Genomic DNA, 20486 nt, shown 5'->3' on the forward strand with positions numbered 1-20486 from the left:
GAAGCCGAGCCCACCCGGGCTCGGCTTCCGCTCGGCCGGCCGCTGGAGATCCGTCGTCAGGCGCCGTCGCCCGAGCCGCGGCGCAGCCGGCGGCCGATCGCGGCGATCGGGTCGTAGGACGCGTCCACGACCCGCTCCTTGAGCGGGATGATGCCGTTGTCGGTGATCTTGATGTGTTCCGGGCAGACCTCGGTGCAGCACTTGGTGATGTTGCAGTAGCCGATGCCGGCCTCAGCCCGCAGCAGGTCGCGGCGGTCGTTGGTGTCCAGCGGGTGCATCTCCAGCTCGGCGTACCGGATCATCAGCCGCGGGCCGGCGAAGACCTGCTTGTTGTCCTCGTGGTCGCGGATGACGTGGCAGACGTTCTGGCACATGAAGCACTCGATGCACTTGCGGAACTCCTGGACGCGGTCCACGTCCGTCTGCGCCATCCGGTGGTGCCCGTCGTCGCCGGTCGGCTTGCCAGGGGCGAAGGTGGGCACCTCCTCGGCCTTCTCGTAGTTGAACGTCACGTCGGTGACCAGGTCGCGCACCACCGGGAAGGCGCGCAGCGGGGTGATCGTCACCGTCTCGCCGGGCTCGAAGGTGTTCAGCCGGGTCATGCACATCAGCCGGGGCCTGCCGTTCACCTCGGCCGAGCAGGACCCGCACTTGCCGGCCTTGCAGTTCCACCGGACGGCCAGGTCGTTCGCCTGGGACGCCTGCAGCCGGTGCACCGCGTCGAGGACGACCATGCCCTCCTCGACGTCGACGGTGAAGTCCTGCAGCCCACCGCCGTCGGCGTCACCGCGCCACACCCGCATCGCGAGCTCGTAGCCCATCTCAGCCGTTCCCTTCGTTGCTCGCCCCGGCAGCCGTCGGCGTCTCGGGTGGGGTGGTACCGGCCGCGGCCGGTGCCGGAACGGCGGCCGGTGCCGCGGGTGGGTCGAACAGCTCCGCGAGGTCCGCCGGCATCTGCGGCAGCGGCTGGGCGGTGAGCTCCAACTGGCCCGCGCGCAGCCGCAGCACGTGGTTGACCTTCGCGAACTCCGGGTCGGTGCCCGGGTAGTCGTCGCGGGTGTGCCCGCCCCGGCTCTCCTTGCGGGCCAGGGCCGCGGTCGCGACGCACTCGGCGACCAGCAGCATCGAGTTCAGGTCCAGGGCCAGGTGCCAGCCCGGGTTGTACTGCCGGTGGCCCTCGACGGCGACCTTCTCGGCCCGGGTGCGCAGCTCGCCGATCTTCTTGAGCGCCTCGGTGAGCTCGTGCTCGGTCCGGATGATCCCGACCAGCGACTGCATCACCGCCTGCAGGTCGGACTGCAGGGTGTACGGGTTCTCGGCGCCGTCGGTGCCGAGCCGCTCGAACGGCGCGAGCGCCGCGGCCGAGGTCTCGGCGAGCTGCGCCTCGTCGGCGGCCGGGCGTGCGTCCGGCGCGAGCGCCGCCGCGTACCCGGCCGCGGCGGCGCCGGCGCGCCGGCCGAACACCACCAGGTCCGACAGTGAGTTCCCGCCGAGGCGGTTCGAGCCGTGCAGCCCCGCGGCGCACTCGCCGGCGGCGAACAGGCCGGGCAGCGTCGTCGCCTGACTCTCCGGGTCGACCTTGATTCCGCCCATCACGTAGTGGCAGGTCGGGCCGACCTCCATCGCCTCCTTCGTGATGTCGACGTCCGCCAGCTCCTTGAACTGGTGGTACATCGACGGAAGCCGCCGGCGGATCGTCTCCGGGTCGCGGCGCGACGCGATGTCGAGGAAGACGCCGCCGTGCGGGGTCCCCCGCCCGGCCTTCACCTCGGAGTTGATCGCTCGGGCGACCTCGTCACGGGGGAGCAGCTCCGGAGGCCTGCGGGCCGTCTTCTTGTCCGTGTACCAGCGGTCGGCCTCCTCCTCGGTGTCGGCTGTGTCCGCGGCGAACACCTCGGGGATGTAGTCGAACATGAAGCGCCGGCCCTCGGTGTTACGCAGCACTCCACCGTCGCCGCGCACGCCCTCGGTGACGAGAATGCCCTTCACCGACGGCGGCCAGACCATGCCGGTCGGGTGGAACTGCACGAACTCCATGTCCATCAGCGCGGCCCCGGCCCGCAGCGCGAGCGACTGGCCGTCGCCGGTGTACTCCCAGGAGTTCGAGGTCACCTGCCAGGATTTCCCGATGCCGCCGGTGGCGAGCACGACCGACGGCGCGTCGAACCGGACGAACGTGCCGGTCTCGCGCCAGTAGGCGAACACGCCGGCGATCCGCTCGCCGCCGCTCTCCGGGTCCGGCGCGGTCAGCAGCCGCTGCACGGTGCATTCCATGAAGACGTCGAGCTTCTTCGCGACGACCCGGTTCTGCAGGGTGCGGATCAGTTCCAGGCCGGTGCGGTCGCCGACGTGTGCGAGGCGCGCGTACCGGTGGCCGCCGAAGTCGCGCTGCAGAATCTTGCCGTCCGGGGTGCGGTCGAAGACGGCGCCCCATTCCTCCAGCTCCCAGACCCGGTCCGGGGCCTCCTGCGCGTGGATCTGCGCCATGCGCCACTGGTTGAGCATCTTGCCGCCGCGCATGGTGTCGCGGAAATGCACCCGCCAGTTGTCCTCGGGCCACACGTTGGCCATCGCGGCGGCCATGCCGCCCTCGGCCATCACCGTGTGCGCCTTGCCAAGCAGGCTCTTACAGACGATCGCGACGCGGGCGCCCTGCTCGTGCGCCTCGATCGCGGCCCGCAGCCCGGCTCCGCCGGCGCCGACCACCACGACGTCGTAGGTGTGTGTCTCGGCTGTCACAGCAGTTTCCTTCTTTCCTTTCCGACCGTGTGAGCAAAGGACCGCTCAGGGGACCTGGCCATGGCCACGCGAAAGGACGACCTCCCGCGCGGCGCCGGTCGCCTCAGGAGATCCAGTGCGGGTCGGTGATGGTCCCGGAGGCGACCAGCCAGACGTAGAAGTCGGCCACCATGATCCAGAGCAGGCTCGCCCAGGCGAACCACATGTGATTGCGGTTGAGCACCGACAGCCGGGCCCAGACCCGCCGGCGCAACGGCGCTTTGGACAGCAGCTTCAGCCCGCCGCCGCACAGGTGCCGGCAGGAATGGCACGACAGCGTGTAGCACCAGATCAGCGCCGAGTTCACCACCAGGACCCCGGTGCCGACGCCGACGCCGAACTTCCCGCCCGGAAAGATGAACGCGAGCACCGCGTCATACGTGAGCAGCCCGGCGAAGATGAGCGCGAAGTAGAAGAAGTAGCGGTGCGCGTTCTGCAGCAGCAACGGGAACTTCTTCTCACCCGAGTAGCCGCGGCGGGCGTCCGGGACGGCACACGCCGGCGGGGCCCACCAGAACGACCGGTAGTACGCCTTCCGGTAGTAGTAGCAGGTCAGCCGGAACCCGAGCGGGAACACCAGGATGAGCAGCGCCGGCGAAACCGGGTTGATGTTGCCGAAGATGTGCGGCGTCGCGTCGTCGGCGCAGTTCGCCGTGAGGCACGGCGAGTAGAACGGCGACAGGTACGGCTTGGCGAAGTAGTTGCCGTTGCGCAGCGCGGCCCAGATGCCGTACACGGTGAACCCGGTCAGCACGACGACGGTGAACACCGGGGCGATCCACCAGTTGTCCTGGCGCAGCGTCCGCGCCTCGACGGCGGCGCGTGGCCTGGGCACCGGTCTGGGACGCGTGGGCGTGGCCGCGCCGCCGGGTGCCGCCGCCCCGTTGGGCGAGGCCGCGCTGGTCGGTGGTGCGGTGGACGGGGCCGGGTCCGCGACCGGCGCGGGTCTGGTCCGAACGGGCATGTTTGTTGTCTCCTCGGCTGTGCCATCCAGGGCCAACCGCAGGCCTGCCGTCCAAGGCCAACGGCGGGCCTGCCAGCTCTGGTCAACTGCGGGGCCTGCCATCCCTGGCCGACGGCGGGCCTGTCATCCCTGACCAACCGCGGGCCTGATGTCCACGGCCAACTGCGGGCCTGGCGCCGCGGTGGGCTGCCCGCCGCCGGCCCGCTGCCGCGGAGCCGCTCGGGAGCCCCGCGGGAAACGCGGATGCCACGCGGGCTCACCCGGGGGCGGCATCGCGTGGCCCGTGGCGCGCGGCTGCGCGGACCCTCTGGCCCCGAAGTGGGGTGCGCCCCTCTATATGACTGCTCAGGCGCAGAGGGTCCGTGTGCTGCACATCACGGCCCACGGCGCAGTCTGGCCGATCTCCGATCGGTTGACCAGAGTCTTCGAGGAACGTGTTCTCGTTTCGCAGTCCCCGGCGCCAAGCCGGCGCCGCGGCAGCGCTGGGTCAGCGCTGGGTCGAAGCCGCAGCGGCGCCGGCTTGGCGCCGGCTTGGCGCGGAGGCGGCGGCGGCTTGATCGCTGTTTCGGCCCTGGTATGGCTGTAAACCGGTCCCGATCACGACCACCAGAGGGCCAAAACGACGATCACCTGAGGTCCGCCGGCCAGCGGGCAGCGGACGACGTCGGCCAGGCGGCCGGCAACGCCGCGGACGTCGGACCAGGTGAAACGCGGGCCCGCCGCTCCAGCCCTCAGGTCGCCTGCCGGCGCTCGGCCTTCCGCCGGCGCCGGGCCGGGTTGGTCAGCGCGGGCGAGATCCAGCCGGCGTCGGCCGAGTTGATGTTCGTGCCCGGCGGGACGAGCTCGTCGATCCGGTCGAGGGTCGCGTCGTCGAGGGTCACGTCGGCCGCGGTCAGCTGGCTTTCGAGGTGCTCCATCGTGCGCGGGCCGATGATCGCGGAGGTCACCGCCGGGTGGCGGATGACGAACGCGATCGCCAGCTCGATCAGGCTGATCCCGGCCTCAGCCGCCACCTCGGCCAGCTCGATGGCCAGTTCGGCCTTGCGGCGGTTGGTCGCAATCGTCATATCAAACCGCTGCGGAATCCGCTCGGCCCGGCTGCTCGTGACGTCCAGCCCGCTGTCACGGGTGTAGCGGCCGGAAAGGTAGCCGCCAGCCAGTGGGCTCCAGGGCAGCACCCCCATGCCGTACTTCTGCGCGACCGGCAGCAGATCGGCCTCGATGCCGCGGACCAGAATCGAGTAGGGCGGCTGCTCGGTGACGAAGCGCTCCCGGCCGCGCTTCTCGGCCACCCACTGCGCCTCGACCACCTCGTGCGCCGGGAACGTGGAGCTGCCGAAATAACGGATCTTGCCGGCCCGCACCAGGTCGGTGAGCGCTCCGAGCGTCTCGTCGATCTCGGTCGTCGGGTCGGGCCGGTGCACCTGATAGAGGTCGATGTAGTCGGTGTCGAGGCGGCGCAGGCTGTTCTCGCACTCCTGGATGAGCCAGCGCCGGGACAGGCCGCCCCGGTTCGGGCCCTCGCCCATCGGCATGTACGCCTTCGTCGCGAGCACGACGTCGTCGCGGCGGCCGGCGAGCGCCTTACCGACGATCGTCTCCGACTCGCCGGCCGAGTAGACGTCGGCGGTGTCGATGAAGTTGACCCCCGCGTCCAGGGCCCGGTGAATGATCTTTATTGACTCGTCGTGGTCGGGGTTGCCCCAGGCGCCGAACATCATCGCGCCCAGGCACAGTGGGGTAACCCGCACGCCAGTGCGGCCGAGTACTCGATAGTTCATCGTCACGTGGGTTAAGCATTGTCGCGTGGCGAACACATGGCAATCAGGGGGCCGCCGGCCGGAAGTCCTCCATGTCGTCGGCCGGGTCCTGGTCGGGCCGACGGAGGTCCGCGACGAGCTGTGGGTCGTCGGTGACCGGATCACGTTCGCCGCCCCAACCGGCCCGGCCGACGTCCGCACCATCCGGGGCTGGGTGCTGCCCGGCCTCGTCGACGCCCACTGCCACGTCGGCCTCGGCAAGCAGGGCGCCGTCGACCAGGAGACCACCCTCGCCCAGGCGGTGGCCGACCGGGACGTCGGCGCCCTGCTGCTGCGCGATGCCGGCTCGCCAGCGGACACCCGCTGGATCGACGACCGCGACGACCTGCCCCGACTCGTCCGCGCCGGCCGACACATCGCCCGCAGCCGCCGCTACATCCGTAACTACGCCGAAGAGGTCGAGCCGGACGGCCTGGCCGCCGAGGTGGTCCGGCAGGCCGGGCGGGGCGACGGTTGGGTGAAGCTCGTCGGCGACTGGATCGACCGCTCCCTCGGCGACCTCGCGCCCTGCTGGCCGTCCGAAGCCGTCGCCGAGGCGATCGCGGCCGCGCACGCCGCCGGCGCCCGGGTGACCGCGCACTGCTTCGCCGAGGACTCGCTGCCCGACCTCGCCGCCGCGGGCATCGACTGCGTCGAACACGCGACCGGCCTGTCCGACGACACCATCGCCGTCTTCGCGGCCCGCGGCATCGCGATCGTCCCGACGCTGGTCAACATCGCCACGTTCCCCGAGATCGCCGCCCCAGCAGAGGACCGGTTTCCCTTGTACTACAAGCACATGCTCGCGTTGCACGCCCGTCGGTACGCGACCATCGGCGCCGCCTATGACGCGGGCATCCCCATCTACGTCGGCACCGACGCGGGCGGTTCGCTGCCGCACGGCCTCGTCGGGGCCGAGGTCGCCGAGCTGGTCAAGGCCGGCCTGCCCCCGCTCGCCGCCCTCGCGGCCGCGACGTGGTCGGCCCGAGCCTGGCTCGGCTTCCCCGGTCTGGATGAGGGTGCCCCCGCCGACCTCGTCGTCTACCCCGAGGACCCGCGAGCCGCCCCCGCGGTCCTCGCCGCCCCCGACCTCATCGTCCTGCGCGGCCAGCCGCTCACGGGAAAGGGCCTGGACCATCCCGGCGTCTGACGCCTTCGGCGTCTGTCGATCAGGTGCGTCGGCGATTCGGCCTGGCAGCGGGCCGTAGTTCAACGATCCGGAGTGTGCTCTGCCCGGTGCTCGGCCCGGCGGTCTCGTCACGAAGGCGGACGGCGGGCTCCCGGCCTCCCTGCGCTCCCTCCGCTGACCGTCGCCACGGGCAGACTCGCGCTGCCCGTCTCGCAGCCCTCGCAGCCCTCCCAGATCGACGGCCCCTCCGGGTGATCGCGGTTTGTGCCCTCCCATGGTCGTAATCGAGGCCGCCCTACAACCACGGGAGGGCCTAAACCCCGATCAAGAGAGCTCGGAGCCGTCCACAGGGCGAGCGGAGACCGCTGCCACGGGGGCTGATCGGGTGCAGAGTGCGGGGCATGAGGGTGGAGGGGAGAGCGCTTCCGGATGGGGGGTACGCGGGGATGGCCGAAACGCTTCGGATCGCCGGGCGCCAGCACGGCATGGTCACCTATTCGCAGGCACTGGGATCGGGGCTGAGCCGGGGGCAGGTCCGCCAGCTCGTCCGGACCGGTGCCTAGGTTCGTCCGTTCCCGGACGCCTACCTCGTCGCGGGCGCTGACGCCTTCCTCGGGCGAGTCCACGCGGCGGTGAGTCGACGGCCGGGGGCGGTGGTGTGTGGCCTGACGGCCGCCCGGCTGCACGGTCTACGCGCGCTCCCTGCGCCGCAGCCGGCTGAGCCGGTAAGTCTTTCCGTCGACGGGTCGACCAGCCGGTCGGCCACCCCGGGAATCGTCCTGTGCTCCGGGGACCTGCCGGACGCGCAGGTCAGGCGGCGCGACGGCCTCGCGGTCACCTGCGTGACGCGGACGCTCGCCGATCTCGTCCTCCACTGGGACGGCCGGCGGCTGTCGCTCTGTTGGACGCGGCGGCGCATGACCGCCGGTTCCGTGATCTTGCCGAGGTGGGTGCACTGCTGCTCGGCCGGCACGGCGCCCCGGTCCGGGTCCGATGGCTGGCCGACGTCGATGCCCGAGCCGAGTCTCCGCTGGAGAGCCGGTTACGACTCGCTCTGGCCGACCGTGGGCTGAGGCCGGCCGAGGTGCAGTTCGCCGTCGTAGACGAGGTCGGGCGGCCCGTCGCTCGCGCCGACCTTGCCTACCCTGAGCAGCGTCTGCTGGTCGAGGCGGACGGCGCCGTTTTCCACCGTGACCACGCTGGCGACCCGCAGCCGCTGTACCGCGATCGCGAGCGACAGAACGCCTTGGCCCGCCTGGGCTGGACGGTCCTGCGCTTTACATGGTCCGACGTCCTCACCCGGCCTGACGACGTGGCCGACGTCGTCTGCCGTGCGCTCTCCCGGCCATGATCGCCTTCTTGGACCGCTCCCGGCGGGCTGCGCCTCCGGGTGATCGCCGTTTTGGCCCTCCGGTGGTTGCAATCGAGGCCGCCCTGCAACCACGGGAGGGCGCAAACCCCGATCAAGCTCGTTCGGGCGCCGGGCGCCGGGCGCGGGGCGCCGGGCGCCGGGCGAGGCGAGGTCGGTGGTCAGGCGAGGATGGGGGAGGGGATGAGCTGGCCGGTGGTGCCGTCGATGAGGCCGAGGTCGGTGACGTGGGGGCCGGGAAGGCAGGCCAGGGCCGCGACCATGACGTGGAACAGTGGCTGGGTGAGCAGGTGCAGGTCGAGGCCGATCTCGTGGGCCGCCTCGGTCAGCGTTCGTTGGGCGGTGGCGACGTCGGGGGCGGCCAGCGGGGAGAGGATGCCGGCGATCGGCAGCGCGATCGACGCGGTGACCTTGCCGCCGGACGCGACGGCGACACCCCCACCGGTCGAGATCACCATGTTGGCGGCGGCGGCCATGTCGACCGGGTCGCGGCCGAAGACGACCAGGTTGTGGGTGTCGTGCGAGACCGACGTGGCGATCGCTCCGGTCCACTCGCCCCAGCCCGAGATCAGCGCCGCCTGTGGTCGGGCGGAGATCCGGCCGTGGCGGTGGGCCGTCAGCTGGAGCATGTGCCCCGGCGGTGGGACGACGACGCCGTCGCGGACCTCCGCTTCGACCTCGCCCCACTGGGTGAAGATCGGGCCGGCGAGCACCCGCAGCCGGGCGGTGCCGTTCTCGGTGCCGCCCGGCAGGTCGCCGACGCGCAGGACCATGTCGGCCGGCGTGACGGGGCCGATCTTCATGGTGTCCAGCGGCGGCTCGCTGGGCCCCTCTACGACGTCGACGAGCATCAGCCCGCCGGAGGCGACATGGCGCCCGGCGGTGAAGACGTCGTCGACCGTCACCGTCGCCAGGTCGGAGAGCACGATCAGGTCGGCCTGGCGGCCGGCGGCGACCAGGCCGAGGTCGGTGCGCTGCAGGCGGTAGGCCGCGTGGTAGGTCGCGATCCGCAGCGCCCGCACCGGGTCGAGGCCGAAGCCGATCAGGCGGCGCAACAGGTGGTCGACGCCGCCGTCGGTGAGCAGGGTCAGCGCGAACAGGTCGTCGGTCGCCGCGCACAGGTGGGTCGGCAGCTCCGGCAGGGCGTTCAGCTCGGCGACCAGGCCGGGCAGCAGGTGCTCGAACGCGCCGCGCAGCTCGACGGTCATCCCGCTGCGCAGCTTCTCCATCGCGTCCGGCTCGGCCACGATCTCGTGGTCCGAGGTGATCCCGGCCGACAGGTACGCCTGCAGCTCGGGGCCGCTCAGGCCGGCGGCGTGGCCGCTGACGATCTTTCCGCTGGCCAGCCCGGCGGCGACGACGTCGACCATCCGGCCGTCGCTGGTCAGCACGCCGAGCATGTCCATCACCTCGGCGAGCCCGCCGACCTCGGGCCAGGCGAGCATCTCGGCGACGTCCGGGCCGAGCAGGTCCGCGCCGGACAGCTCCAGGCCCGGCATGGGCGGCACGCAGGACGGCGCCTGCACGATGAACCGGACCGGCAGGCCCCGGCTCGCCTCGACGGCGTAACGAACTCCGGCGAGGCCGGCGACGTTCGCCAGCTCGTGCGGGTCGCCGAAGATCGTCGTCGTGCCTCGCGGGCAGACGGCCGAGGCGTAGGCGCCGGGCGTCAGCATCGAGCTCTCGAAGTGGACGTGCATGTCAACCAGGCCAGGGGCGACGAACCGGCCGGTCGCGTCGAACACGTCCAGCGCGTCCGTCCGGCTGCCGGTGGGGTGTACCGACGCGATCAGCGGCCCGACCAGCCCGACGTCGGCCGGGCGCACCTCGCAGGTGCCGACGTCCACGACGCTGCCCCCGGTGATCAGCAGATCGAACGGGCCGGCGCCCCGGGCGGCGTCGACGGCGCGCTGGCGGATGGCCGGATCGACAGCATCGTTCATGCCGAGCAACGTAAGACCGCCCTGTTACGGCCACAAGACGACCGGTTGGCCGTTCGTTACGCTCATTGCCGGCCAGAACCCGTTGCGACCGCGAACGGGCGCCGACCGAAAGAGGTTGCGCGCCTGGCCGCGTTGCGGCTTAGAACACGTGGTCCGTCTGCGTCCGACCGGGGTGCCGAACCTGTGTCGACGAGCGCTCCTTAGCGGAGCGCAGGGTCGCCGGACCAACACCAAGCGCGAACCGAGCGAGAACGGGGCATGCGACGGCCACCGGAACACCATCGGACAGACATGCCCATGACCCGCGCATTCTCCGTGCTCAGCGCGGCCATACGCTCAATCTGTCAATATCTGCCAACAGCCGGTCGTGAGGGAGCGTGCGGGTGGACGGCTTCGGGACCATTCCGGCCTCGGTACGCGACAGCGCTCCGTTGGCGGTCCGTCGCCCCAAGGGCGCGCCGACCGAGCTTGGCAGTGACCGCGGGATGGGGCCGGGGCTGGAGCGCCGCAATCCGGGCGTCGGGCCGGGCCAGTCCGGGCGGCGTCGGCCACTGATTGTCGGCCTCGGCGGCTCGCCGCGGGCAGACGCGCCGACGATGCGCGCGCTGGGCGCGGCGATCAAGATGGTGGCGCAGGCTGGTGCCGAGACGGTCATCCTGAGCCTCGCCGAACTGGAGCTGCCGCCCTACCAGCCGGACAGCGGCGAGCGCTCCGCGGGAGCCCGCCGCCTCGTCGGCGAGATCGGCCGCGCCGACGGCCTGCTCATCGCCGCCCCGGACTACCTCGGCGGCACGTCGAGCCTGGTCACGAACGCGCTCGACTACCTGTGGGACCTGCGGGACGCCCCGAGGCCGTGCCTGGAGGCGCGGCCGGTCGGGCTGCTGGCCTGCGACGAGGGCCCGGGCGCCGGCGGTGCGCTGCCCGCGCTGCGTGCCCGCGTGCACGCCCTCGGCGGCTGGCCCACCCCGCTCGGGATCAGTCTGAGCAAGCACGAGAGCGCGGCGATCGACCCGTACGGCGCGATCGCGAACCCGTCCGTCGCCGACCGGTTCGAGACGCTGACCGACCAGGTCATGGGCTTCGCCTACGCGTGGTCGCACCTGATCTGACGCGAGGCCGGTTCGGACCGACCCAGCCTGCCGCCGACGGCGACCAGGCCACTACGGCGCGGCGCGCGGAGCATGAGCGCGCGGACGATGTCGACCACCCACACCCCGGTGGCGGATCCGGCCCGGCTACGGTGTCGTTGCTCGGCCCAGCGGGCCAAGGACTCCGGCGGCCCAACGGGTTCCGCGGGAACGACGAGGAGGTCCCAGGTGGGACGACGGCACACGCTGCGCCTGGCCGCGGCGGCGCTCGGCGCCGCGCTGGCTCTGGCCGCGTGCAGCGAGTCCGGGAGCGGCGACGGCACCGGGAGCGGCGCGACCGCTGTCGCCGCGGGCGCATCGGTCAAGCTCATGGTCATCGCGCCGACCGGCACGGCCGGCTCGAACTACCCGGACATCGTCGGCGCGACCAAGGCCGCGGTGCGTGGCCTGAACACCCGCGGCGGGATCAAGGGCCACCCGGTCGAGCTCGTCTACTGCAACGAGAAGAACGACGCGGAGACGGCCAAGTCCTGCGCGAACCAGGCGGTCAGCGACCACGTCCTCGCCGTCGTCAACGAGGTCAGCGCCAGCGGCGGCATCATGCCGATCCTGGAGGCCGCGCACATCCCGTCGATCGGCTCGGCCGGCATCTCGATCGACGGCTCGGAGCTGTCCTCCTCGGTCAGCTTCATGCTCAGCCCACTGACCTACTACCCGGCGGTCTGCCCCGCGCTGCTGAAGGCGGCCGGCGCGACGAAGCTCGGCGCGGTCGGCTACAGCCTGCCGCAGGTCGACCGGCTGATGAAGATGGCCGAGCTCGGCGCCAAGCAGGCCGGCTCCCCGCTCGTCATCGAGCCGCGGGTCCCGATCGACACCAGTGACTTCACCCCGACGGCGACCCAGGTCAAGCGGGCCGGCGTCGACGGGACCGTGCTGGTCGTCGTCGACCAGGGCGCCTACGCGGAGGTCAAGGCGGGCGGCTCGACCGGCCAGAAGTACTGCCACGCGATGGGCGTCCTGTCCCGCGACTGGCTGACCCAGGAGGGCACCGCGGCCAACTCGCTGGTCTTCGCCAGCGCCTTCCCCGAGCTGAGCCAGGCCACCCAGTACCCGGAGATCGCCCGGGCGGTCAAGGAGCTCGACGCCGAGGTCACGGCCGGCGACCCGGACGCGGCGCTGCGGACCAGCTCGACGAACACGATCGGCGCCTGGCTGTCGGTGCAGATCGTCGAGAAGGTCGCCGACGCCATCCCCGGCGACTCGCTGACATCGACCGCGCTGCTCGACCAGCTGAACAAGACCTCGAACCTGGACCTCGGGGGCATCACCCCGGCCCTGGACTTCACCAAGCCGTCCCCGATCCCTGGCGCGCAGCGGCTGTTCAACACGACGATGCGCGGTGTCCGCTGGGACGCGGCGACCAAGACCTACGTCCCGCTCGGCACCCAGAGCTATGACGCGCTGAAGATCCTGCAGCAGGCCGGAGCCTGATCGGCCGGCTCTCCGAACCGCGGCGGCGGTGCATCCGCCGCCGCGGCTCGCGGCCTCACACTGGCGGCCTCACACTGGCGGCCTCACCAGGTGCGCGGCGTGCCGAACACCTGAGTCCAGTAGCAGCCGTAGACGTCGGCGCTCGGGGAGTAGCCGACGCCGATCTGGGTGATCTCGGGCAGCAGGATGTTGCGCCGGTGGCCGGGGCTGTTCATCCAGCCGGTGACCACCTCGGCCGGGGTGCGCTGGCCGGCGGCGATGTTCTCGGCGACGGTTCCGAACCGGTAGCCGAGCGCGGTGACCCGGTCGGCGACCTGCAGCCCGTCCGGGTTGCGGTGATCGAAGAACTGGCGGGCGGCCATGTCCGCGCTGTGCGCGGCGGCGGCCCTGGCCAGCAGCGGGTCCGGGGCCAGCGGCGGCAGCCCGTTCAGCTGGCGCTGCTGGTTGGTCAGCATGACCACCTCGGCGAGCGGGTCACGGCCGAGCGGCTGCGCCCACTGACCCGGCTCGGGCGACGGGCCGTAGACCCCGAACACCCTGGCGCGCCCCTGCCCCGACCAGGGCGAATGGTCGGACGGCGACGAGGGAACCGGCGGTGGCGGCGTCAGGAGCGGTGGCGGCACCGGGACGGCGGTGGGAATCGAGCCGGGGACGGACGGGTCGGGCCCAGGGCCTGACCACGGTGCTCTCACGGGTGCCGACGCGGCGGCGTCGTTCGGACGCCGACCAGCCGGGACCGGGGGGACGGCCGGTGCGGCGGGCGCGGAGCTGGGGCTCTCCTCCACGTCGACGCCGAAGTCGCGGGCGAGCCCGGCCAGGCCGTCCGCGTAGCCCTGGCCGATCGTCCGGACGCGCCAGCCGCCCGCGCGCCGGTAGATCTCGCCGACCAGCAGCGCCGTCTCCGGGCCGAGCCGCGGCGCGACGAGCCGGACCGCGGCGGCGCCCGCGCCGTCGTACACCGTCGCCGTCGGCACCGGCAGCCGGCCGAACGGGGTGCTCCCGTCAGCGGGGCTCGCGACCAGCATCACCCGCTCGGCACCGGCTCGCAGCCGGCCGGGTTCGACCGTCACCTCGTCCGCGCCGATCTGGACAGCGCGGCCGGGACCGGCGGGCCGGGCCGAGGTGAGCCGGACGCCGCGGGTCGACGGCTGGTTGTAGAAGACGAAGTCGGCGTCTCCGCCGACCCGGCCATCGGCCCCGATGACCAGCGCTGACAGGTCGAACGGCCCGGGCAGCCGCACCTGGACCATGCCGTGCGGTAACGGCCCGTTCGCTCCCGCGACCAGCTCGAGCATCCGTAACTCCCCTCCCTCGTTCAACGAACGACGCCGGCCCCGGTTCCGGGTGAGCGCTGTGCGACCATGCCCCTTGGTCAGAATGCCGCGTTTCCCCGGAAGCCGGGGGTTTCGGCTCGACGGGTGCAAGGGGTAGGCCACGGTGAACGACGTGATCGGCTACGCCCTGCTAGGTCTGGGCACGGCTGGCCTGTACGCGCTGATGTCGGCCGGCATCGTGATCGTCCAGCGCGGAGCCGGCGTGTTGAACCTGGCGCACGGCGCGTTGCTGGCCTGGGCCGCCTACTCCTTCCACGGGGCGGCGCAGGTCTGGGGGCTGCCCACCTGGTTCGCCGCGGTGCTCGCCGTCGGCTCGACCGCGCTGATCGGCCTGCTGTTCCACCTCCTGGTGATGCGCCCGATGCGCGACGGCTCGGCCCTGACCAGGGTCATGGCCACGCTCGGGCTGCTGATCATCCTCCAGGCGCTGCTCATCCTGATCTACAGCACGGCCGTGCGCTCCTCGCCGACCGTGCTGCCGACCGGCAACGTGACGCTGTTCGGGATGCCGGTCGACTGGGGCGTCTTCGTCCGGCTCGGCGTCGTCGGCGCCGTGCTGGCCGGGCTGTGGGCGCTGTTCCGGCACACGACGATCGGCCTGGCGGCGACAGCGGTCACCGAGAACCCGCGGGCGGCGGCGACGTTCGGCTGGTCGCCCGACCTGGTGGCCGCCGGCGCGTGGACGCTCGGGGCCGCGCTGGCCGGCCTCGCCGGGGTGCTGCTCGCGCCGCTCCAGCAGCCGCTGAGCGCGCCCAACCTGATGCTGCTGATCGTGCCGGCGCTGGCGATCGGCCTGGTCGCCGGGTTCCGCTCCTTCCCCGCGGTGTTCGTCGCCTCGGTGGTGCTCGCCATTGTCGAGGTCGAGACCCAGGTCCAGCTGGTCAGCAACCACCCGGCCTGGCGCGGGGTCGACCGGGCCATCCCACTGCTGGTCATCGTCTTCTACCTGGCCATCCGCGGCCGGCACATCCCCGACCGCGGCCACGTCAACGAGAAGCTGCCCGCGCTCGGCAGCGGCCGGATCCACTGGCCGGCGCTCATCGTGGCCATGACCGTGGCCATCTGCCTGATCTGGTACGCGCTGCCGGTCGACTGGGTGAACGCGCTGGACGTCAACGCCCAGTGGGCGATGCTCATCCTGTCGGTGGTGGTGCTGGTCGGCCTGACCGGTCAGCTCTCGCTGGCGCAGCTCGCGTTCTCCGGGGTGGCCGCGCTGATCGCGGGGCGGCTGGTGGCCGTGCGGGGCTGGCCGCTGGAGGCGGCGCTCGCGCTCGGTGTGCTCGGAACGGCCGCGCTCGGCGTGCTGTTTGCGCTGCCTGCGCTGCGCACCCGCGGCCTGCAGCTCGCCGTCGTCACCCTCGGTCTGGGCGCAGCGGCCGACTCCATCCTTTTCCAACGCGGCTACCACACCCCGCCGCCACCGGGATCGGCCGCTGCCGCGTTCGGCGTGCTCGGCGATCCGGAGGGCACCATCGTCGGGCACCAGACGCTGTTCGGCGTCCAGCTCGACACGGTCGCCGCGCCGCGGGCCTTCGCGACGCTGTCGTTGCTGTCCTTCGGTGTCCTCGCGGTGGCGGTCGCGAACCTGCGCCGCGGCCGGGTCGGGCGGCGGCTGATCGCCGTCCGGACCAACGAGCGGGCGGCGGCCGCGCTCGGGATCAGCGTCGTCGGCGCGAAGCTGTACGCGTTCGCGCTCTCGGCCGCGATCGCGGGCTACGGCGGCGTCCTGTTCGCCTTCTACACCTACGGCGCCCGCGGCAACATCGACTACGGCGGCGGGCTGTTCTCGCCGTTCACCTCGATCCTGCTGATCGCCTTCGCGGTGCTCGGGGGCGTCGGCTGGGTCAGCGGCGCGTTCGCCGGCGCGACCTGGGCGACCGGCGCCCTCGGCACCCGGCTGGGCGCCTGGATCGGCGACCTGCTGACCGGCGTGGCCGCGTTCGCCCGGACCGTGATCGCCCTGCTCGGAACCGTCGTCGGATTCAGCCTCGGCGCCCGCCTGGGCTCGTCGGCGGGTCGGCCGGCGGCCGGGCCGGCCTCCGGTGGCACGGTCCCGGCGCCGGGTGTCGAGGCGATGTCAGCTGACGGCGGCGCGGCGCAGACGGGCGACGCGGCGGGGGCCCAGGACGACGTGCCGGTGGCGGCGGCGCGGCGGCCGGCGTGGCGTCGGCCAGGGCCGTGGGTGGGCGCGGCGGTGCTCACAGCGGTGGCCGTCGCGGCCAGCGGCCGGGTACTCGACTGGCTGACTCAGCTCGACCGCTACGTCCCGCTGCTCGGTGGGATCGTGCTCGTCACGATCCTGGCGACGTCCGGTGGCGGCATGGCCCCGGGCAACGCGGCCGCGGCCCGTGGCATCGCGACCCAGCTGACGCCCCCGTCGCGGCGCGGCCGGTACGCGTCCCGCGAGCGGCGCCGCGCCGACCAGCTGCTCGCCGCGGGCGTCCCGGATCTGGCGGCCGGCGACCTGGACACGCCCGGTGGGGCGATCCCGCCGGGCGAGCCGGGAGCGGCCAGGCGGCTGGCCGCGCTCGGCCGCGGGGCCGGCGTGATCCGGCCGGCGACGCTGTCCGTCTGGGGGCTGACCGTCCGGTTCGGTGCCGTGACCGTCGTCGACGACGTGAACCTCCGGGTGACACCCGGCCAGATCGTCGGCCTGATCGGCCCGAACGGCGCGGGCAAGACCACCGTGGTCGACGCGATCACCGGCTACACCCCGGCCAGGTCGCGCCAGCTGACCCTCGGGGAACACCGACTCGACCGGCTGCCCGCGCACCGCCGCGCCCGCCGCGGCGTCCAGCGCTCCTTCCAGAACCTCGAGCTGTTCGAGGACCTCACCGTCCTGGAGAACATCGAGGCGGCCAGCGACCCGCGCGACCTGCGGGCCTACCTGACCAACCTGTTCTGGCCACGGACCCGGGTGCTGCCGCCGGCGGCCCGCGCCGCGATCGAGGCCTTCGGCCTGCGCGACGACCTGACCCGGGCCGTCACCGAGCTGCCGTACGGCCGACGCCGGCTGCTCGCGATCGCCCGCGCGGTCGCCGCCCGGCCGTCCGTCCTGCTGCTCGACGAGCCGTGCGCTGGCCTGGACGAGAACGAGAGCCGCGAGGTCGCCCGGCTGCTGCGCCGGCTCGCCGACGAGTGGGGGCTGGGCATCCTGCTCAACGAGCACGACATGGACGTCGTCATGTCGGTCTGCGACCGGATCGTCGTGCTGGACGCCGGCCGGATGATCGCCGAGGGTACCCCGGCGCAGGTTCGCGACGACCCGAACGTCCAGCTCGCCTACCTCGGCGAGCAGGTCAGCGGCGACGGGCGCCGACGCGCCGGTCGCTCCCGGAGCCGGCCGATGATGGCCCGGCTGCCGAGCGTCCGGCGGGGCGAGCGCGACCGGCCGGCTGGCCGGCTCCGCCGCGCCAGGCCGGCGGTGGCCGCGCCGCCCGTACTCGCCGCCCGTGGGCTGTCCGCCGGCTACGGTGGCGCGCCGGTCGTGCGCGACCTGGACCTGTCGGTGCGGGCCGGCGAGGTCGTCGTGCTGCTGGGCCCGAACGGTGCCGGCAAGACGACGACCCTGCTGACGCTGGCCGGTGCGCTCGCGCCGCACTCCGGCGAGGTGCACTGGGCCGGCGCCGCGACCACCGCGCCGCTGCACCGGCGGGCCCGGGCCGGGCTGAGCCTGGTCCCCGAGGACCGTTCGGTGATCATGAGCCTGACCGTGCGGGAGAACCTTCGCGTCGGGCGCTGCGACCCGGCCCTCGCGCTGGCGGCCTTCCCCGAGCTGGCCGAGCACCTGGACCGCAAGGCCGGGCTGCTCTCCGGCGGGCAGCAGCAGATGGTGACTCTCGCCAGGGCGCTGGCGCGCCGGCCGACCGCGCTGCTCGCGGACGAGCTGTCGCTCGGCCTCGCGCCGCAGCTGGTCACCCGGCTTCTCACGGCGGTGCGGGCCGCGGCCGATGATGGCCTTGCCGTCCTGCTCGTCGAGCAGCACGTCCGCAGCGCGCTGACGATCGCCGACCGGGTCCATGTCCTGCGGCACGGCCGGGTCGCCTGGTCCGGCACCGCCGCCGAGGCCGAGGCGAACCGTGAGGCCGTCGCCAGCGCCTACCTCCCGCTCGCCTGAGGCTCTCGCGGGTCGGGGCTTCTGGAGGGTCGGGGCTTCTGGGGGTCGGGGCTTCTGACGGCCTCACGGCCCCGGGTCGCCCCGGGGCCGTGAGCGTTCCGCTCGTCAGATTCCGAGCAGGTTCTTCACGGACGTCCAGACGTAGCCATGGCCTGGCATGTCGATGAACGGAATGACCTCGGCGTAGGCCTGCCCGGTCACGGCCTGGCCGTTGATCGTGCCAGCCACGGTCGAGGTGCCCTCCCAGTAGTTGCCCTGGGGAATGAGGCTGCTCCAGACCTCCTGGTTCGCCAGCTGTGGCGTGACGGAGAGCGTCCCGCCCGGGATGTTCACCGTGGAGGCCACCGGATAGGTGATTCCGGTGTCCGGACTTGTCCACGTGCCCGTCGTCGCGCGGCTGAGCTGGGAGGCCGGCAGGTTGGTGGTCGTGCCGTCCGCGTTGACGCGGGTGCCGATCGTCTGGACGTAGTTGCCGTTCGCGTCGCGGATGAAGTAGAGCATGTACTGGGTGTTGTTCGACAGCTGCAGGCTGTACCACTCCCAGCCGCCCTGGCCCGGCGTCCAGTTACCCCACTGGTGGTCCAGCCAGGCGGTGCCGGTCACGTTCACCGGGCTGCCGTGGTCGAACAGGGTGCCGGTGACGTGCAGGTTCGTCTCGGAGTAGTAGCCCGACGTGCCGAACGGCCCGTAGCCGATGGTGCCGGCGTTGCCGTGCAGCGCGGCCGGCTGGGTCTGGCTCGCGGTCATGGTGCCGAAGACGTAGCTCAGGTCGGAGAAACCACCCGAGAAGTGGTTGACCAGGTTCTTGCCGTCGATGTGAATGGGACCCGCGCTCACGCTGAAGCCGCCGCCGGCCGGGACGTTGTCCGGGCTGATGCTGTAAAGGCTCTTCGTCGACGAGTAGGTACCCCGGGTCAGGTCCGCGATCGCGAAGTTGCCGTTGTAGATGGTGGCGACCGGCGCGGTCGAGAGGCCGTCGACACGGTTGATCAGGGTCTCGAAGCCGTACGAGTGCGTCTTTCCGAGGAGGTCCTTACCGCTGAGATGGCCGGTGATGTACCACCATTCCATCCCGGCGCTCACGTGCGGGGACTCGTCGCCCGGCAGCGAGACGCCCGTGGCCGCGTGCGCCGGGCCGCCGGTGCCCACGAGCAACAGGCTCGTCAGGGATCCGAGTAACAGCACGGCCAGTTTCCGGAATCGCGTTCTTCGCGGGTTCGTGCGGTCGGATCTGGACATGGTTGTGCCCTCTCTCGGTGCGCGCGGTGGTGGCGCGCGGCGAATACCGCGCGCCCGTCGGCGGACCTGACGGGCCGCCGAGGCTTGATGGGGAATGTCCGCGCCCGCGCGTCGACGCGAGCGGGCAGCGGCGGGCGCCCGGGGTCGGCCGCACCACCGGGACGACGGTCAGCGCGGCTGGGCCGCCCTGACCGGTTTCGAACACGGCGGCACACCGGATGCCACCGCACGGCCGATCTAAATATTTATAGGTATCGAGCTGACGATGGGACGATAGAAGTGACCCACCGTCATGTCAACGATGGGTTTCGGTGCGGTCGGGGTAGGCCTTTGACCTGCGGCTAAGGAGATCTGCTGTCGGGTTCGCGCCGACGCCACCTGCGACAGGCGTGCCGACGAGCCCTCGGTAGGACCATATACATTTATATCTTTCACGAAATGATCGTGCGCGACACAACCCGTGGCGCCCCTGGCGCCGTATGCGTTCACATCTTTCTGCGCACCGCGCGTGCCTGCCGTGGCGCGGTAGGGCGCGGTGGCTGGCTGGCCGGTTCACCCGGCCGCCGGTGTGGGAGGGTCGGGGCGTGGCGGACGGCGACGTGGACCTCGCGGCGGCGGCGCGGGAACTGGTCGCCGAGGCGGCCCGGTTCGCCGGGTTCGGCTGGATGCGGGCGACCTCGGGGAACCTCTCGGTCGTGCTCGGGCGCCACCCGCTGCGGCTGGCCGTGACCGCCTCCGGGGGCGACAAGGGCGAGCTGGCCGCCGGGGACATCGTCCTGGTCGACTCCGCCGGCCGGCTGCTCCCGTCACCAGGCGCCGGGCCGGCGACGGCCGGCGAGAGCCCGTCCCGCCCCGCCGCGCGGCCATCCGCGGAGGCGGCGCTGCACGCGCGGCTGGTGGCGGCGACCGGGGCCGGGGCGGTCGTCCACCTGCACACCCTCGCCAGCGTCCGGGCCGCGGGCCGTCACCCGGGCGGACTGGAGCTCGCGGGTCTGGAGATGCTCAAGGCGCTGGGCCGGCCGGCCGACGGACCGGCCACCCGGCTGCCCGTCATCCAGAACAGCCAGGACATGGCCGTGCTCGGTGACGCGGCCCTCGCCACGCTGGAGCCGGCCGTGCCGGCGCTGCTCGTGGCCGGCCACGGCCTGTACGCCTGGGGCGAGGACCTGCGCTCCGCCCGCAGGCACGCGGAGGCGGTCGACTGGCTGTGCGCCCTGGTGACCGACGGCTAGCCC

Annotated in this window: 14 protein-coding genes; 7 read left to right on the forward strand and 7 right to left on the reverse strand. The window is 72.6% G+C overall.

Annotated elements, in window-relative coordinates; genetic code table 11:
* Nucleotides 1-56: 56 nt before the first annotated feature.
* From I6A60_RS20490 to I6A60_RS20505, 4 genes are all read right to left on the reverse strand, one after another.
* The gene (locus tag I6A60_RS20490) at nucleotides 57-821 is read right to left on the reverse strand and encodes a succinate dehydrogenase/fumarate reductase iron-sulfur subunit (RefSeq protein WP_203024376.1); all 765 of its coding nucleotides are present in this window, start codon (nucleotides 819-821) and stop codon (nucleotides 57-59) included.
* 1 nt (nucleotide 822) lies between these two features.
* A complete protein-coding gene (locus tag I6A60_RS20495; protein WP_203055668.1) occupies nucleotides 823-2739 on the reverse strand; it encodes a fumarate reductase/succinate dehydrogenase flavoprotein subunit in 1917 nt (638 codons plus the stop codon).
* Nucleotides 2740-2842: 103 nt separating this feature from the next.
* On the reverse strand, nucleotides 2843-3742 hold the full coding sequence (locus tag I6A60_RS20500; protein ID WP_203024377.1) for a hypothetical protein: 900 nt from the start codon (nucleotides 3740-3742) through the stop codon (nucleotides 2843-2845).
* Nucleotides 3743-4473: 731 nt separating this feature from the next.
* Entirely contained in the window at nucleotides 4474-5523 is a 1050-nt protein-coding gene (locus I6A60_RS20505) for an aldo/keto reductase (protein ID WP_203024382.1), read from the reverse strand.
* A 25-nt stretch (nucleotides 5524-5548) separates the two neighbouring features.
* On the opposite strand from I6A60_RS20505, the gene I6A60_RS20510 reads away from it, so the two are divergent.
* The 3 genes from I6A60_RS20510 (at nucleotide 5549) to I6A60_RS41865 (ending at nucleotide 8021) form a co-directional block, all read left to right on the forward strand.
* Nucleotides 5549-6691, forward strand: coding sequence for an amidohydrolase family protein (locus I6A60_RS20510; protein ID WP_203024378.1), 1143 nt, complete (start codon nucleotides 5549-5551; stop codon nucleotides 6689-6691).
* Between the two features lie 425 nt (nucleotides 6692-7116).
* Nucleotides 7117-7233: a type IV toxin-antitoxin system AbiEi family antitoxin domain-containing protein gene (locus I6A60_RS41860; RefSeq protein WP_238435852.1), complete on the forward strand. Its 117-nt coding sequence runs from the start codon at nucleotides 7117-7119 to the stop codon at nucleotides 7231-7233.
* Between the two features lie 383 nt (nucleotides 7234-7616).
* Nucleotides 7617-8021, forward strand: coding sequence for a DUF559 domain-containing protein (locus tag I6A60_RS41865; protein ID WP_307873777.1), 405 nt, complete (start codon nucleotides 7617-7619; stop codon nucleotides 8019-8021).
* Between the two features lie 179 nt (nucleotides 8022-8200).
* Here I6A60_RS41865 and I6A60_RS20520 read toward each other — a convergent pair whose 3' ends face one another.
* Nucleotides 8201-9982, reverse strand: a complete 1782-nt coding sequence (locus tag I6A60_RS20520; RefSeq protein WP_203024379.1) for an adenine deaminase — start codon at nucleotides 9980-9982, stop codon at nucleotides 8201-8203.
* Between the two features lie 383 nt (nucleotides 9983-10365).
* Between I6A60_RS20520 and I6A60_RS20525 the strand changes: the two genes are divergently transcribed.
* Together I6A60_RS20525 and I6A60_RS20530 are read left to right on the forward strand one after the other, a co-directional pair.
* Complete coding sequence (locus tag I6A60_RS20525) at nucleotides 10366-11091, forward strand: NAD(P)H-dependent oxidoreductase (protein ID WP_307873778.1); 726 nt, start codon at nucleotides 10366-10368, stop codon at nucleotides 11089-11091.
* 207 nt (nucleotides 11092-11298) lie between these two features.
* The gene (locus I6A60_RS20530) at nucleotides 11299-12561 is read left to right on the forward strand and encodes an ABC transporter substrate-binding protein (protein ID WP_203024380.1); all 1263 of its coding nucleotides are present in this window, start codon (nucleotides 11299-11301) and stop codon (nucleotides 12559-12561) included.
* Between the two features lie 83 nt (nucleotides 12562-12644).
* Here the strand turns inward: I6A60_RS20530 and I6A60_RS20535 are convergent, their stop codons facing one another.
* A complete protein-coding gene (locus tag I6A60_RS20535) occupies nucleotides 12645-13856 on the reverse strand; it encodes a CAP domain-containing protein (protein ID WP_203024381.1) in 1212 nt (403 codons plus the stop codon).
* A gap of 142 nt (nucleotides 13857-13998) precedes the next feature.
* Here I6A60_RS20535 and I6A60_RS20540 point away from each other — a divergent pair, with 142 nt between their 5' ends.
* Entirely contained in the window at nucleotides 13999-18012 is a 4014-nt protein-coding gene (locus I6A60_RS20540; RefSeq protein ID WP_203055669.1) for an ATP-binding cassette domain-containing protein, read from the forward strand.
* Nucleotides 18013-18117: 105 nt separating this feature from the next.
* Here the strand turns inward: I6A60_RS20540 and I6A60_RS20545 are convergent, their stop codons facing one another.
* Nucleotides 18118-19197 (reverse strand): lipocalin family protein, encoded by a 1080-nt coding sequence (locus tag I6A60_RS20545; RefSeq protein ID WP_307873779.1) that lies wholly within the window; start codon nucleotides 19195-19197, stop codon nucleotides 18118-18120.
* A 638-nt stretch (nucleotides 19198-19835) separates the two neighbouring features.
* Here I6A60_RS20545 and mtnB point away from each other — a divergent pair.
* On the forward strand, nucleotides 19836-20483 hold the full coding sequence (gene mtnB / locus I6A60_RS20550) for a methylthioribulose 1-phosphate dehydratase (RefSeq protein ID WP_203021689.1): 648 nt from the start codon (nucleotides 19836-19838) through the stop codon (nucleotides 20481-20483).
* Nucleotides 20484-20486 lie beyond the last annotated feature (3 nt).

The organism is Frankia sp. AgB1.9, assembly GCF_016786355.1.
GTDB lineage: Bacteria > Actinomycetota > Actinomycetes > Frankiales > Frankiaceae > Pseudofrankia.